Origin of the sequence: Streptomyces sp. NPDC046465, assembly GCF_040646035.1 — a bacterium.
Classification (GTDB): Bacteria; Actinomycetota; Actinomycetes; order Streptomycetales; family Streptomycetaceae; genus Streptomyces.
In genome coordinates, this window is the sequence record NZ_JBEYZK010000019.1 from 186,210 (window position 1) to 202,250 (window position 16,041).

General features: G+C 70.3%; 3 protein-coding genes. 1 reads left to right on the plus strand and 2 read right to left on the minus strand.

Annotated features, from left to right (window positions below):
• Positions 1–50 precede the first annotated feature (50 nt).
• Both ABZ953_RS28495 and ABZ953_RS28500 read right to left on the minus strand, forming a co-directional pair.
• Positions 51–8,081, minus strand: coding sequence for an amino acid adenylation domain-containing protein (locus tag ABZ953_RS28495; protein WP_361729357.1), 8,031 nt, complete (start codon positions 8,079–8,081; stop codon positions 51–53).
• A 176-nt stretch (positions 8,082–8,257) separates the two neighbouring features.
• Positions 8,258–8,428, minus strand: coding sequence for a hypothetical protein (locus ABZ953_RS28500; RefSeq protein WP_361729315.1), 171 nt, complete (start codon positions 8,426–8,428; stop codon positions 8,258–8,260).
• A 204-nt stretch (positions 8,429–8,632) separates the two neighbouring features.
• Here ABZ953_RS28500 and ABZ953_RS28505 point away from each other — a divergent pair.
• Positions 8,633–16,041: amino acid adenylation domain-containing protein (locus ABZ953_RS28505; RefSeq protein WP_361729318.1), on the plus strand; the 7,409-nt coding region annotated here is incomplete at its 3' end.

The window sequence follows — 16,041 nt, forward strand, 5'->3', positions numbered from 1 at the left end:
CTCCAACTCACATGATCAAAACAGGGCGGTGGCGGTGACGCACGAGGGCGTCACCGCCTTCCACGCCACTTCTTCTCAAGTCGGTTGATCTGGCTCTGGCTGAGGTTGACGAGGGAGAGGTCCGAGGGCGTCCTGCCGACCGCGTCGGGGCCTTCGGCGTGCGCGGCGAGTGCCTTGAGGTGGGCGACCCAGCCCTCGCTGAGCTGCTTCACGTCCCCGGGCGCCAGAACATCACGCGCCCACGACCACGTCGCCGACAGCTCCGGGCCTGACGGGCCTTCCGTTGCCGCCGCGTTCACCATCAGCGCGTGCGTCAGACGCATCCGGGGATCGAGGCCGCCCGTGGGCGCGGGGCCGCCCACCTGCTGCCAGTCGCCCTCAGGACGGGAACTGCCCAGGCCGACCCGCCCGAAGTAGTTGAACGCCAGCTGCGCTTCGGGGAGCGCGGAGAGCACCGGCGCGGTCTCCGGGTTGAGGTAGCGCAGCAGGCCGTAGTTGATCCGCTGCTCCGACGCGGCGCGAAGCTGCTCCTTGACCCGCTGCAGAACCCGCCCGGCGGCCGGACCGCCGCGCCGCACCTCGCCCCAGGACACCCTGCCGGGATCGAGCCGCACCGGAGCCATGGCCGTGAACCAGCCCACCGTCCTTGAGGTGTCGGCGCCCGCGAAGAGGTCCTCGCGCCCGTGCCCTTCGACGTCGACCAGGACGGACGACGCCGCAGGAGAGGCGCCCGGCACACCGCGCGTGCTCCGCCATTGGGCCACCGCGAGCAGAAACGCCGTCACCAGTACGTCCTCGACACCGGCGTGCAACGTGGCGGGCACCCGGGTGAGCAGCGCCTCCGACAACTCCACCGGAACCGTCACGCGCAGCGCGTCGAGCCGCGCCGCCGTGTCCTCACGCGCACCCACCCTCCTGCTGCCGAAGGGAGGTTCGGAGACGGACAGGGCATCCGTCCAGTGCTGCAAGGAGCCGGTGGTCCGCGGTTCGCCCGCGAGCGCGTGGAGCTGCTCCGCCCAGCGTTTGAAGGAGGTGGGCACAGGCGCCAACTTCGGTTCCCCGCCGTCGAGTACGGTCGCGCCCGCGGCGGCGAGGTCGGGCAGCAGAATGCGCCAGGAGACGCCGTCCACCACCAGGTGATGGGCCGTCAGGAGCAAGCGCCCCGGCTCCCGTGGACCGTGGTCGAACCAGACGGCCTGCACCATGATTCCGTCGCGCGGGGCCAGCCGCCCCCGCGCCTGCCCGGCGTGCTCGGCAAGCAGCTGTTCACGCTCGGCCGCGGTCGCACCGGTGCAGTCCACCCGCGTCAGGGCCGCGTCGGCCGTGAGCGCCTGCGGGCTGCCCACCGGTGGGACGAGCAGAGCCCAGTCCCCTCGGCCCCCTTGGTCGCCGTCGCGGGTCAGGCGGGACCGCAGCATGTCGTGACGGTCGAGGAGGGACTGCAGGATCTCGACCAGCTGGTCGCGCCCGACGCCTGCGGGGGCCTGGACGAGTCGCGACTGGAAGAACGCCTCGTACGCGTGCTCGGGGTCGGGCTCGGGGGCGGGGTCGGGGGCGGGCTCGACCAGCCAGCGCATGATCGGCGTCAGCGGCACCGAGCCGGTCCCCTCGTCCGCCTCCGACGCGCGGTCGGCCTGCGTCGTCAACACGCCTGTTGTGTGGGCGAGTTTGCGGGCCGTGTGATGCCGGAAGACGTCCCGGGGCGCCAGGTCGAGGCCGCGTTCGCGGGCGCGGCTGACCAGGACGATGGAACTGATGCTGTCGCCGCCGAGGGCGAAGAAGCCGTCGTCGACGCCCACGCGGTCGGGGTCGAGGCCGAGCACGTCGGCGAAGAGGTCGGTGAGGGCCTTCTCCTGCGGAGTGCTCGGGGCGCGGGTGCGGGTGACCGGCGCGTAGTCGGGTGCGGGCAGGGCCTTGCGGTCCAGCTTGCCGTTCGGCATGAGGGGCAGCGCGTCGAGCGTGACGATGGCCACGGGGACCATGTAGTCGGGCAATCGCGCGGCGGCAGCCTTCTTCACCTGGCCGACATCGACGCCGCCACCCGCCGCGCCGTCATCGGCCACGATGTAGCCGACCAGACGCCGGTCGCCGGGCCGGTCCTCCCGTATGAAAGCGGCGGCACTCGACACACCAGGACAGGCCGCCAACACCGCCTCGATCTCACCGAGTTCGATACGGAAACCGCGCAGCTTCACCTGATCGTCGGCACGGCCCAGGAAGTGCAGGCTGCCGTCGCTGTTCCATCGCGCGAGGTCGCCCGTGCGGTACATACGGGTCCCCGGAGGACCGTACGGATCGGGGACGAACCGCTCCGCCGTCAGCCCCGGGCGGTTCAGATAGCCGAGCGCGACACCCGCCCCCGCCACGTACAACTCACCCGGCACGCCGAACGGGACCGGCGAGAGACCCTCGTCCAGGACGTACGTGCGTACGTTGGCGATCGGACGGCCGATCGGCGGCACCACCGCCCCCGACAACGCCTCGCTGACGGTCGCGCACACCGTCGCCTCCGACGGCCCGTACGCGTTGAACATCCGTCGGCCCACGGACCAGCGCCCGACCGTGTCGGGGTCACAGGCCTCTCCCGCCACGATCAGCGTCATCGCCGCCGGAACACGCGCCGCGTCCATGACGCTCAGCGCGGACGGCGGAAGGGTGCAGTGCGTTACGCCGGAGTCCACCAGGACGCGCGTCAGGCCGTCACCGGGCATGAGCCGGTCCGCGTCGGCCAGGACGAGCGCGCCGCCCGTCAGCAGGGCGGTGAAGATCTCCGACGCGGCGGCGTCGAAGCTCGGCGACGCGAACTGCAGCACACGGCTCCCCGCACCGATCCCCCACTGCTCGCTCTGTGCGAGGGCGAGATTCACCAGGCCCGCGTGGTGGGCCACCACGCCCTTGGGGGTGCCGGTCGAGCCCGAGGTGTAGATGACGTACGCGGGGTGGGCGGGGTCGGCTGCGATGACCGGGTCGGTGGCGTCCAGTGCCGCCGTCCGGGCCCGGAGGGCGGGGTCGTCGAGGACGACGACCGGGGTGCCCTGGGGCCAGAGGTCGGCGGTGGCGGTGGCGGTGGCCGTAGCGGTGGCGGTGGCCGTGTCGGTGAGGACGAGGGTGGGGCGGGCGTCCTGGACCATGTGGCGGATGCGTTCGGCCGGGTAGGTCGTGTCGATGGGCAGGTAGGCCGCCCCCGCTTTGAGTACGGCGAGGAGCGCGGTGATCAGTTCCGGTGAGCGGGGCAGCGCGAGGGCGACGATGTGCTCGGGGCCGACGCCGCGTTCGGTCAGCAGCCGGGCGAGGCGGTTGGCGCGCGCGTTGAGTTCGTCGTACGTGATGTGCGTGCCATCGGCGACGAGGGCGATGGCGTCCGGCGTGGCCTGTGCCCGCGCCTGGATCAGTTCGGGGACCGTGGCGCGGGGCACCGGCGTGGCCGTGTCGTTCCGCTCCTCGAGGATCTGGTGCCGCTCGCCGTCGGACAGCAGCTCGATCGACCCCACGCGCCGCTCCGCGTCGGTGGCGACGCTCTTGAGCACGCGGATGAGCCGCTCCGCCATGGTGGTGACCGTGCCGTGGTCGAACAGGTCGGTGCGGTACGAGATCACGCCACTGATCCCGGCGCAGCCACCATCGGCATCGCGCCGCTCGGCGAGGTTGACGGACAGATCCATCCGGGCGGCCTCGACTCGGACCGTCTGGGGAGTGGCCGTGACCCCGACGAAGTCCGGTGTGGCGCGCGCCGTGTTGTTGAAGGCGAGCATCACCTGGAAGAGGGGATGGTGGGCCAGGGAACGCGTCGGGTTGAGCGCCTCGACCAAACCCTCAAAGGGGATGTCCTGGTGGGAGTAGGCGCTCAGATTCGTCGCGCAGACCCGGTCGAGGAGTTCGGCGAAGGTGGGGTCGCCGGAGAGGTCGGTACGCAGCACGAGGGTGTTGACGAAGAAGCCGACCAGATCGTCGAGTTCCTCCTCACCCCGGCCCGCCACCGCCGAGCCCAGGGGGATGTCCGTACCCGCACCGAGACGGTGCAGCAACACGGCGAGGGCGGACTGCAACACCATGAACACGGTTGTCTGGCGCGACCGCGCGAGCCCGGTCAGCGCCCGGTGCACCTCGGCGTCCACCCACACCGGAACCGACGCGCCCTCGTATCCGGCCTGCTCGGGATACGGATGATCGGTCGGCAGCTCAAGGCGCTCCGGCAAGCCCGCAAGCGCCCGCTTCCAGTATCCCAGCTGGGTGGTCAGCAGACTGTCCGGGTCGTCGGCGTCGCCGAGCAGCTTGTGCTGCCACAGGGTGTAGTCGGCGTACTGGACCGGCAGGGGCGACCACGACGGGGCCCGCCCCGCGCACCGAGCGGCGTAGGCCGCGCCCAGATCACGGGCCAGAGGGCCCATCGACAAGCCGTCCCCGGCGATGTGATGGAGCACCAGGACCAGTACGTGTTCGTCGGCCGGATTGTCGGCGACGGCGGCGGCGACGGTGAACAGCGATGCACGGAGGGGGAGTTCGGCCGCGAGGTCGAAGCGGTGGCGGACCGCGCGGTCGATCGCGCCGGTCAGCTCCGCGTCGGTGACCGTTTCGACGCTCACCTCGGGCTGCGCTTCGGCGGCCGGGCGGATGTCCTGGTACGGCTGGCCGTCGCTGTCCGGGAAGACGGTTCTCAGCGCTTCATGACGCGCGACCACGTCACCCAGCCCGGCACGCAGCGCATCGACGTCCAGGGCGCCGGACAGGCGCAGCACCACGGGCACGTTGTAGGTCGCGCTGGGGCCCTCCAACCGGTTCAGGAACCACAAGCGGCGCTGCGCGAACGACAACGGCATGCGTTCCGGGCGCGTGACGGGCGCCAGGGCGGGGCGGTCGACCGGGTTCCTCGTCGCCTCCACCACACGCGCCAGGGCGGCGACCGTCGGGGCCGCGAACAGGTCGCGGATGACCAGTTCCACCCCGATCACCGCTCGTACGCGGCCGATGAGGCGCATGGCGAGCAAGGAGTGCCCGCCGAGGTCGAAGAAGCCGTCGTCCACCCCGACCTGATCGACGCCGAGGACGTCCGCGAACAGCGCGGCCAGGATCTCCTCACGCGCGTCGCGCGGGGCCCGGGACCGAGCGGCCGTGCCGCTGTAGTCGGGTGCGGGCAGGGCCTTGCGGTCCACCTTCCTGTTCGGTGTGAGGGGCAGTTCGTCGAGGATGACGACGGCTGAAGGGACCATGTGGTCGGGCAGCCGCGCGGCGACAGCCTTCCTCACCTGGCCGACGTCGACACCGACACCGGCACCGGCACCGGCACCGACGCCGTCATCGGCCACGATGTAGCCGACCAGACGCCGGTCGCCGGGCCGGTCCTCCCGTATGAGAGCGGCGGCACTCGACACTCCGGGGCACGCCGCCAACGCCGCCTCGATCTCACCGAGTTCGATACGGAAGCCACGCAGCTTCACCTGGTCGTCGGCGCGGCCCAGGAAGCGCAGGGTGCCGTCGTCGTTCCAGGCCGCCAGGTCACCCGTGCGGTACATACGCGACCCGGCGGGCCCGTACGGATCGGCGACGAACCGCCCCGCCGTCAGTCCCGGCCGGTTCAGATATCCACGCGTGACACCCGCCCCCGCCACGTACAGCTCACCGGGCACGCCGGGCGGAACCGGGGACAGCCCGCCGTCCAGCACGTACGTGCGCACATTCGCGAGCGGCCTGCCGATCGGCGGCACCACCGCGCCCGACAACGAATCGCTCACGGTCGCGCACACCGTCGCCTCCGACGGCCCGTACGCGTTGAACATCCGGCGGCCCACGGACCAGCGCCCGACCGTGTCGGGGTCACAGGCCTCACCGGCCACGATCAGCGTCATCCCCGCCGGAACGCTCGCCGTGTCCATGACGCTCAGCGCGGACGGCGGGAGGGTGCAGTGGGTCACGCCGGCGTCGACCAGGACACGCGTCAGCGCGTCACCGGGCGCCAGATCCGCCGGGGCCGCCAGCACCAGCGCGCCGCCCGCGAGAAGCGTTCGGAAGATCTCCGACGTGGCGGCGTCGAAGCTCGGCGACGCGAACTGCAGCACACGGCTCCCCGCGCCGATCTCGTAGTGCTCTCTCAGCGCGCGAGCGAGATTCACCAGGCCCGCGTGGTGGGCCACCACGCCCTTGGGGGTGCCGGTCGAGCCCGACGTGTAGATGACGTACGCGGGATGCTCCGGCGCCGACGCACTCAGCCGATCCGTGTCCGTCAGATCAGCCGCCGACAAGCTCGCGAGGCGGCGTTCGACCGTCGGATCGCTCAAGGAGACGACGGCGCACTCACCGGAAGTCCCGGCAGGCGTGGAGGCGGAGTCCACCAGCATTACGATCGGGCGGGAATTCTCGACCATGAAGCGAACGCGCTCCGCCGGATACTCCACGTCCACCGGCAGATACGCCGCACCCGCCTTGAGCACGGCCCACACGGCCACTATCAGCTCCGGCGACCGTGGCAGTGCCAGGGCCACCAACTGCTCCGGCCCGACGCCCTGTTCCACCAGGAACCGTGCCAGCTGGTTGGCGCGCGCGTTCAACTCACCGTACGCGTAGATGGTGTTGCCGTCCGCAGCCACCAGCGCCGGGGAGTCCGGGACCTGAGCAGCCTGCGCCTCGAAGACGGCCGAGGCCGTCCCCTTCGGCACCTCCACCGCCGGACCGCTGCCCCACACCTCCAGCACGCGCTCACGCTCGACAGTGCTGAGCAGGCTGACCGAACCGATGGGCTGGTCCGGCAGCGCTTCCGTCATTCGCTCGAGGAAGAGCAGGAAACGCTCGACGTGAGCGTCCATTTCCGCCCGGCTGTACATACGGTCGTTCGCGTCGAAGTACACCTCGATCCGACCTTCATGAACACCCTCGTAGAAGGCGAACGAGAAGTCTTCGGTGTAACGCTGCGAGAGGCTGCTTGCCTTTACCGGATGACCGTCGAAGCGGATGTCGTAGTCGAATGTCATGACGTTGACCACGGGGCCGTAAGGAAGGCCGTCACCCGGTGTCTGAATGCGTTCGCGACGCAGATCCTCCATACGGAACCGGCTGTGCCGCGAAGCCCGAGTCGTTTGCGCCCAGACTTTCCTGGCAAGCTTCTTCAGTGACAGTTCCGGGCGCACCGTGATGTGCAGCGGAACGACGTTGACCGTCATTCCCGGCGTATTGCGTTCGATCTCGTCAAGGCGTCCCGACAGGGGAAGTCCGACGGATACGGTGCTCTCTCCGGTGGCGCCACTCACGTATGCGGCGGTCGCCGTCACCGCCCATACCGAGAGGCTCACACCGAGCCCCGCGGCGGCGGAACGCAACCGGTCCGAAAGGCCCGCGCTGAGCGTGGTACGCCTCCGCAGAATGTTCTCGGGCCTGCGGTACGGGCGGTTGGAGAGCCTTACCGGGTCGGGGGCGTCCTGAAGGCGCTTGAGCCAGTAACGGCGGTCCTCTTCGTACTCTTCCGAATCCCGATAGGACACCTCACGTTCCACCAGGTCGCGGAACGGAGGGAGCGGGGTACCGCTGTCCGGGCGGTCGGCCACCATGTCCGAATACAGCTGGGCCGTGCGCCGAGTGATCAGCGCGGAACTCCAGGCGTCCATGACGACGTGGTGGTAACGGCTGTACAGAATATGGAGGTTCGGGCCGACCGTGAGCAGCGCGGGCGCGTACAACGGCCCGTGCTTGAGGTCGAACGCGGTCTCGACGTCCGACGTCAGCCACGCTTCGGCTGCCGCGTTCGGATCCTTCTGCCCGGTGAAATCAAGCCGTCGCACCGCCACTTGATCGGCGCGGTCGGGACTCTGCGTCGGACCGTCCGGCCCGTCCGCAATGACGAGCCGCAGCGATTCCGCTTCTGCGAGGGCTGCCTGATATGCCTTCTCGAGAACTTCCGGATTGATCGGCCCGTGGATTTCGACGCGCTCACCGACGTTGTAGACCGAGGAAACGGGCCCAAGGGAAGCGGAAAACCACACCCCTGACTGGGCAGCAGTTAAGGGCCATTGCTCATCCATCGGACCAGACATCCAAGCCCCCCGCGTCGACGCGATCCACCCCGGCACTCGCCGGGCGACCACATAATCACACATCACGCCGACCGCCCCATGACCATACGTGACGGGCGTCACATGTACAGGTCGCAGCGACGGTTGTAGTGTCCCTTCAACTCATGGCTGCGTTACGGGGGTAGCGCTTTGGATGCAGGAGGGGGCCGTGGAGAGATTCCTCGGAGGGGCACCGCAGACACGTCCGGCTTATCGGCGAGCTATTCCCTGGCGACTCGGGTGAACAAGCCGAGCTGACGCTCATTCCCAACTTCTTGGGCCACACTGGCGACACGTGCCGTTTCACCTTTGTGCACGTCATCTTTGTGCATGTCATCGCGGTGCACGTCATCGCTGTGCATGTCATCGCTCTGCACGTCATCGCTGTGCACGTCTCCATTGTGCGCGACTGCCCAAGACATTCATGACCGGTGTGTGCGGCACACTGACGCCCAGCTTCCGCCCCCTTGATCCGGCGCGGTCGACGGGCGGTGGGCGGGCCGCAACTCGGTCCCTGTTCCGGTGAAGTGGCCGCGCGCACTGTCGATGAGCCTTCTCAACACGTTGCAGTGCCTGGTACGGAGAGTGGATCAACCTTGTCGCATGAGCTTGAGGACATCTGGCCGCTGTCGCCGCTTCAGGAAGGGCTGGTCTACCACGCCCTTGCCGACCGCGAGGGGCCGGATGCCTATGTCGTGCAGCTGATCCTGGACTTCGAGGGCGCCCTGGACGCGGAGGCCCTGCGCGCGGCCGGGCAGGCCCTGCTCGACCGGCACGCGAACCTGCGGGCCGCGTTCTGGGTCGACGACCTCGACGAGCCGGTCCAAGTAATCGCCCGTGATGTCGAGTTGCCGTGGTCGGAGGTCGACCTCACCCATCTGACGGCCGTGGAGGCCGAGGCCGAACTGCAGGCGTTCGCCGATGCCGAGCGGGCCCGCCGCTTCGAACTCGACCGTCCGCCGCTGCTGCGCATGGCGCTCGTCAGGCACGTCGGTGACGTCGTCGGTGACGTTGTCGGTGACGTCCGTAAGGGTGTGAACTCAACGGCGAAGGACCGCAGTCGAGTGGTCATCACCCAGCACCATGTCCTGATCGACGGCTGGTCGTCGTCCCTGCTGGTGCGCGAACTGCTCGCCCTGTACGACGCCAAGGGCGACGACAGCGACCTCCCGCCCGTGACTCCCTACCGGGAGTACCTGGTCTGGCTCTCCGAGCAGGACCGCGACGGTGCGCGTGAATCCTGGAGCGCCGCGCTGACCGGTGCGGAGCCCACCTTCCTGGCAAGTCCCGCTGCTGACACGGTCTCTGACGCCTCGGCCTCTGACGCCGTGGCCGCTGACGCTGCGGCATCGGTGTTCCCGGAACGCTTCGTCGCCCATCTTCCGCAGCAGACCACAGCCGCACTGCAAGCCCAGGCCCGCCGCCTGGGCGTCACGCTGAGCACGCTCGTCCAGTGCGCGTGGGGTGTGCTGCTCGGCCGGACGACCGGTCAGGACGACGTGGTTTTCGGTGCCGTGGTGTCGGGGCGGTCGTCCGAGATCCCCGGCGTCGAGAGCATGATCGGCCTGTTCATCAACACGGTTCCGGTCCGGGTGCGCATGGAGTCCGGGGACACGTGGGCCGATCTGGCCGTACGTGTGCAGGACGAGCAGGGTGCGCTGCTGCCGCACCAGCACCTGTCCCTGACGGAGATTCAGCGCACCGCCGGGCTCGGTGACGCGTTCGACACGGTGATGGCCGTGGAGAACTTTCCCGCCGATCGCGACACCTCAGCCGACCGCGATACCTCAGCAGATCGCCGGGCATCCCGCCTCACGGCCACAGCTACGCAAGGTCGTGATGCCACCCACTATCCCTTGAGCCTCGCCGTATCTCCCGGCGATGCGCTCAGGCTGCGGCTGGACTACCGCGCCGACCGCTTCGACCGGCACACAGTCACCGTCATCGCCGACCGTCTGGTTCGTCTGCTGAGTTCTGTGGCCGAGGACGCGGGGCAGCGGGTCGGTGCGGTGGAGTTGCTCTCCGCCGGTGAGCGTGAGCGCGTGCTGGGTGAGTGGGGCGCCGGTCCGGTAGTCGGATTGCTGGAGGAGACGGCACCGGCCGCGTTCGAGGCCCGGGTCGCTCAGGACCCGGACGCGGTCGCACTGGTGGCCCCTGACGGCAGCACCGTCTACTCGTACGGCGAGTTGAACGCGCGGGCAGACCGGCTCGCGCGCCTGCTGGTAGAACGGGGCGTCGGCTCCGAGCAGGTGGTAGCGCTGGCACTGCCACGATCACCCGAGCTGGTGGTGGCGGTCCTTGCGGTGTGGAAAGCGGGGGCCGCGTATCTGCCCATCGACACCGCCTACCCGGTCAACCGGATCCGCTTCATGGTCCAGGACGCCCGGCCCACGCTGATCGTGGCCGATGCGACGACCACCCGTCTTTGGACCGACAGCACGCCGGTCGTACAGCTCGACGACGTGGCGGTGCAGGCGGAGTTGGCGGCCTGCGAGACGGCCGAGCCGGTCGCGTCCGGGCCCCGGCCCGCGCATCCCGCCTACGTCATCTACACCTCCGGATCGACGGGCGTGCCCAAGGGCGTGGTGGTCACCCACGCCGGTCTGGTCAGCCTCGTGGCATCCTCCGGGCCGCACCTCGGCGTGGGACCGGGCAGCCGCATCCTGCAGTTCGCCTCACCCAGCTTCGACGCGGCGACCTGGGACTGGAGCCTGGCCCTGCTCACCGGCGCCGCGCTGGTAGTGGCCGACGCACACGACCTCGCCCCCGGCCCCGCACTCGCCCGTGTCCTCACCGACGCCACAGTGACGTACTGCATGGTGCCGCCCTCCGCGCTCGGCGTACTGGAGGTGACCCACGTCCCGCACACCATGACAGTCGTCGTGGGCGGCGAAGCCTGCGGACCCGACGTGGCCGGACGCTGGTCCCAGGGCCGACGAATGGTCAACGCCTACGGGCCCACGGAAGCCACCGTCTGCGCAACCCTCAGCGACCCGCTGTCGGGGGCCGAGACACCGCCCATCGGCCGCCCCATCGGCAATACGCGCATATACGTGCTGGACCAAGGGCTCTCCCCCGTCCCGGCGGGGCTGCCGGGCGAGTTGTACGTGGCGGGCGCCGGTGTCGCCCGTGGCTATCTGAACCGGCCGGGACTGACGGCGGAGCGATTCGTCGCCGACCCGTACGGGCCGCCCGGGTCCCGTATGTACCGCACCGGCGACCTCGCGTCCTGGAACGACGACGGCACCCTGCGCTACCTCGGCCGCACCGACGACCAGGTCAAACTACGCGGCTACCGCATCGAACTCGGCGAAATCGAAGCCGCGTTGACCGCCTGCCCCGGAGTGTCGAGCGCCGCCGCCCTCATCCGTGAGGACCGGCCCGGCGACCGACGCCTCGTCGGCTACGTCGTAGCCGATGCTGACGCGGCCGCCGAACGCGCCGTCGACCTCGACCAGATGAAGCTCGACCAGGTGCAGCTCGACCAGGTGAAGAAGGCTCTCGCCGCACGGCTCCCCGACCACATGGTCCCCGCAGCCGTCGTCACCCTCGACGCCCTCCCCCTCATGCCGAACGGCAAGCTGGACCGCAAGGCCCTGCCCGCACCCGACTACAACGGCACGGCCGCTCACTCCCGGGCCCCGCGCGACGCACGCGAGGAAATCCTGGCCGGACTCTTCACCGACGTCCTCGGCCTCGACCGCATCGGCGTCGACGACAGCTTCTTCGACCTCGGCGGACACTCCCTCCTCGCCATGCGCCTCATCGGCCGCGTACGAGCGGTCATGGGCGTAGACGTAGCCATCCGCGACCTGTTCGCAGCACCTACCATCGCCACCCTGGCGCGCACACTGGCAGCAACGACGAGCCCGGCCGCCCGCCCGGCACTGACACCCGCCACGCGCCCGGAACGCATGCCGCTGTCGTTCGCGCAGCGCCGGTTGTGGTTCCTGCACCGGTACGAAGGACCCAGCGCGACCTACAACGTGCCTGTCGTGCTGCGCCTGTCCGGCACCCTGAGCACGGACGCTCTACTCGCTGCGCTGAACGACGTGATGGCGCGTCACGAAGCCCTGCGTACCGTCTTCCCCGACCACGACGGCCAGCCGTACCAGGACATCCGCCCGGCCGCCGAAGCACAGCCCGAGGTGAGCGTCGAAACGGTCACCGAAGCGGAGCTGACCGGCGCGATCGACCGCGCCGTCCGTCACCCCTTCGACCTAGCGACCGAACTGCCTTTCCGCGCCGCCCTGTTGACCGTTTCAGACACTGTCGACGAGCACGTACTCGTCCTGGTCATCCACCACATCGCCGGAGACGGCTGGTCCATGGGCCCCCTCGCCCGCGACCTGAGCATCGCCTATGCCGCCCGGAGCGCAGGGAACGCGCCGGCGTGGCAGCCGCTGCCGATCCAGTACGCCGACTACACCCTCTGGCAGCACGAACTCCTCGGCAGCGAGAGCGACCCCGACAGCCTGCTCTCCACCCAGCTCGCCCACTGGAAGCACGCGCTGGCCGGGCTCCCCGACCGCATCGACCTGCCCACCGACCTCGCCGAGCGGGCGTCGTCGGGCGACCGGCGTGGAGGCGTGGCGGAGCTTGCCCTGACGGCGGATCTGCACACAGAGCTCGTCCGGGTCGCGAAAAGCCACCGCAGCACCGTCTTCATGGTGTTGCAGTCCGCCCTCGCCGTGCTCCTGCACCGCCTCGGCTCCGGCACGGACATTCCGATCGGCACGCCGACGGCAGGCCGGGCCCAGCAGGAGCTCGACACCCTCATCGGCAACTTCGTCAACACGCTGGTGCTCCGCACCGACCTGTCCGGCGATCCCACCTTCGCCGAACTCCTCGATCGCGTCCGCGAGAGCGACCTCAACGCCTACGCCCACCAGGACGTCCCCTTCGAAAGCCTGGTGGAGGCACTCAACCCCATCCGTTCCACGGACCACCAGCCGCTGTACCAGGTGATGCTCACGCTGCAGAACCACGAGGCGCAGCAGCTCGACATCCCCGGACTGAGCCTCACCACCTCCTCCTGGAACACGCAGGCCGCGCGCCGGGACCTGACGTTGACTCTGCGGGAGCGGTTCGGCCCGGACGGTGCGCCGCAGGGGATCGACGGAGCCCTGCAGTTCGACGCGGCCCGGTTCTCCCGGGAGCGCGTCGAGGCCATCGGCCGCTGGTTCCGCCAGGCCCTCGCGACCCTCCTCGACGACCCCGAGCAGCAGGTGGGCTCGGTGGACCTGCTGTCGGCCACGGAGCAGGAGGAGATGCTCCGGACGTGGAACGACACCGCTGTGCCCACCCGGCCCGGCACGCTCCCGGAGCTGTTCCAGGCGCAGGCCGAGGCCACGCCCGACGCCATCGCCCTCGTCGCCGACGGCACCCACATCACGTACGACGAACTCAACGCGCGCGCCAACCGCCTCGCCCGGCTGCTGACCGAACGCGGCGTCGGACCCGAGCACATCGTCGCCCTCGCCCTGCCCCGCTCACCGGAACTGATCACCGCGCTCCTCGCCGTACTCAAAACGGGGGCGGCCTACCTGCCCATCGACACGACCTACCCGGCCGAACGCATCCGCCACATGGTCCAGGACGCCCGCCCCACCCTCGTCCTCACCGACACGGCCACCGCCACCTCTACCGCCACGGCCACCGCCACCGCCGACCTCTGGCCCCAGGGCACCCCGGTCGTCGTCCTCGACGACCCCGCCCTCCAGGCCCGGACGGCGGCACTGGACGCCACCGACCCGGTCATCGCAGCCGACCCCGCCCACCCCGCGTACGTGATCTACACGTCGGGTTCCACGGGCACTCCCAAGGGTGTCGTCGTGCCGCACGCCGCAGTGGTCGACTATCTGCGCGACACGAGCCGTCGCTACCCGGCGGCCCAGGGCGTGGCGCTGCTGCACACGTCCCTCTCCTTCGACCTCTCGATCACCGCGCTCTTCACGCCGCTCGTCTCGGGCGGCCGTGTGGTGCTCGCGGAGCTGCGGGACGGTCTCGCGGACAGCGTGGAGACGCGTTCGCCCGGCTACGACTTCCTCAAGGCGACGCCCAGCCACCTGGCGCTGCTCGAAGGCCTTCCGGAGGAGGTCTCCCCGCGCAAGGAGCTGCTGCTCGGCGGCGAGGCGCTGCTCGGCGAGACGCTGCGCCCGTGGCGCGACCGGCATCCGGGTGTGACCGTCATGAACGTGTACGGGCCGACCGAGGCCTCGGTGAACTGCACCGAGTTCAGGATCGAGCCCGGCGACGAGCTGCCGGACGGGCCCGTCCCGATCGGCCGCCCGATGGCCAACACGCAGGTGTACGTCCTGGACGCGGGCCTGCGTCCGGTGCCGCCCGGCGTACCCGGCGAGCTGTATGTGGCGGGCGTGTGTCTGGCGCGGGGCTATCTGCGGCGGCCCGGCCTCACCGGGCAGCGGTTCGTCGCCGACCCGTACGGGCCTGCCGGGTCCCGGATGTACCGCACCGGCGACCTTGCGCGCTGGAACAGCGACGGCACCCTCGTCTTCCTCGGGCGCGCCGACGACCAGGTCAAACTGCGCGGCTACCGCATCGAGCTCGGCGAGATCGAGGCGGAGTTGACTCGCTGCGTCCAGGTCGCGCGGGCGGCCGTGGTGGTGCGTGAGGAGCAGGCAGGTGACCGGCGTCTCGTCGGCTATGTCGTGCCGGAGACCGACGGCAGTGTCGACCCCGCCGAGGTGCGGGAACGCCTCGCGGAGCGACTGCCGGAGTACATGGTGCCCGCCGCGGTCGTCGTCCTCGACGCTCTGCCGCTGACCTCCCACGGCAAGCTGGACCGCAAGGCGCTGCCCGACCCCGACTACACCGCTGAAGCAGGCGGAGGCATCGAAACAGGCGGAGGCACCGACGGGCGGCCGGGCAGACCGGCGCGCAGCCCGCACGAGGAGATCCTCACCGCCCTGTTCGCCGAGGTCCTCGGCATCGACCCCGAGCGCGTCGGCGTCGACGACAGCTTCTTCGACCTCGGCGGCCACTCGCTGCTGGCCGCCCGTGTGATCGGCCGCATCCGCAGGGCCATGGGCGCGCAGCTCGGCATCAAGGCGTTCTTCGACTCCCCGACGGTGGCGGGCCTGACCCGGCAGCTCGACGGCAGCGCCGAGGCGCGTCCGCCGATCGTGCCCGTGGCGCGTCCGCGGCGGATGCCGCTGTCGTACGCGCAGCGCCGACTGTGGTTCCTGTACCGGTTCGAGGGACCCAGCGCGACGTACAACGGCGCCGCGGTGCTCCGTATCTCCGGTGCGCTGGACGCGGAGGTGCTGCGGGCGGCGCTGGGTGATGTCGTGGCACGCCACGAGGCCTTGCGCACGGTCTTCCCGGAGACGGACGGCCAGCCGTATCAGGACGTACGTCCGGTCGGCGAGGCGCGGCCGGTGGTGGACGTCGAGTCGGTCACCGGGGCGGAACTGGCCGGTGCGGTGGACCGCGCGGTGCGCCACCCCTTCGACCTCGTGACCGAACTGCCCCTGCGGGCAGCCCTGTTCACCGTCGAGGACGTCGAAGACGCCGAAGAGGCCGGAGACGCCGTCGACGAGCACGTGCTCGTCCTGGTGATCCACCACATCGCTGGGGACGGCTGGTCGATGGGGCCGCTGTCCCGCGACCTGAGCGCGGCCTATGCGGCTCGGCGCGCGGGCCGTGCTCCGACATGGACACCCTTGCCGGTGCAGTACGCGGACTACACCCTGTGGCAGCGCGATCTCCTCGGCGACGAGAGCGACCCGGGGAGCCTCCTCGCCGCGCAGGTCGGCTACTGGCGTGAGGCGCTTGCCGGTCTGCCGGAACGCATCGACCTGCCCACCGACTACCCCTATCCGGAGCAGGCGGGGTCCGAGGGCGGCGTCGTTCCGGTGCGGATCGATGCCGAACTGCACCAGGCGCTTGCCGCTCTCGCGCGGTCGCGGCAGACGACCGTGTTCATGGTGCTTCAGGCCGCCTTGAGCGTGCTCCTGCACCGGCTCGGCGCGGGCACGGACAT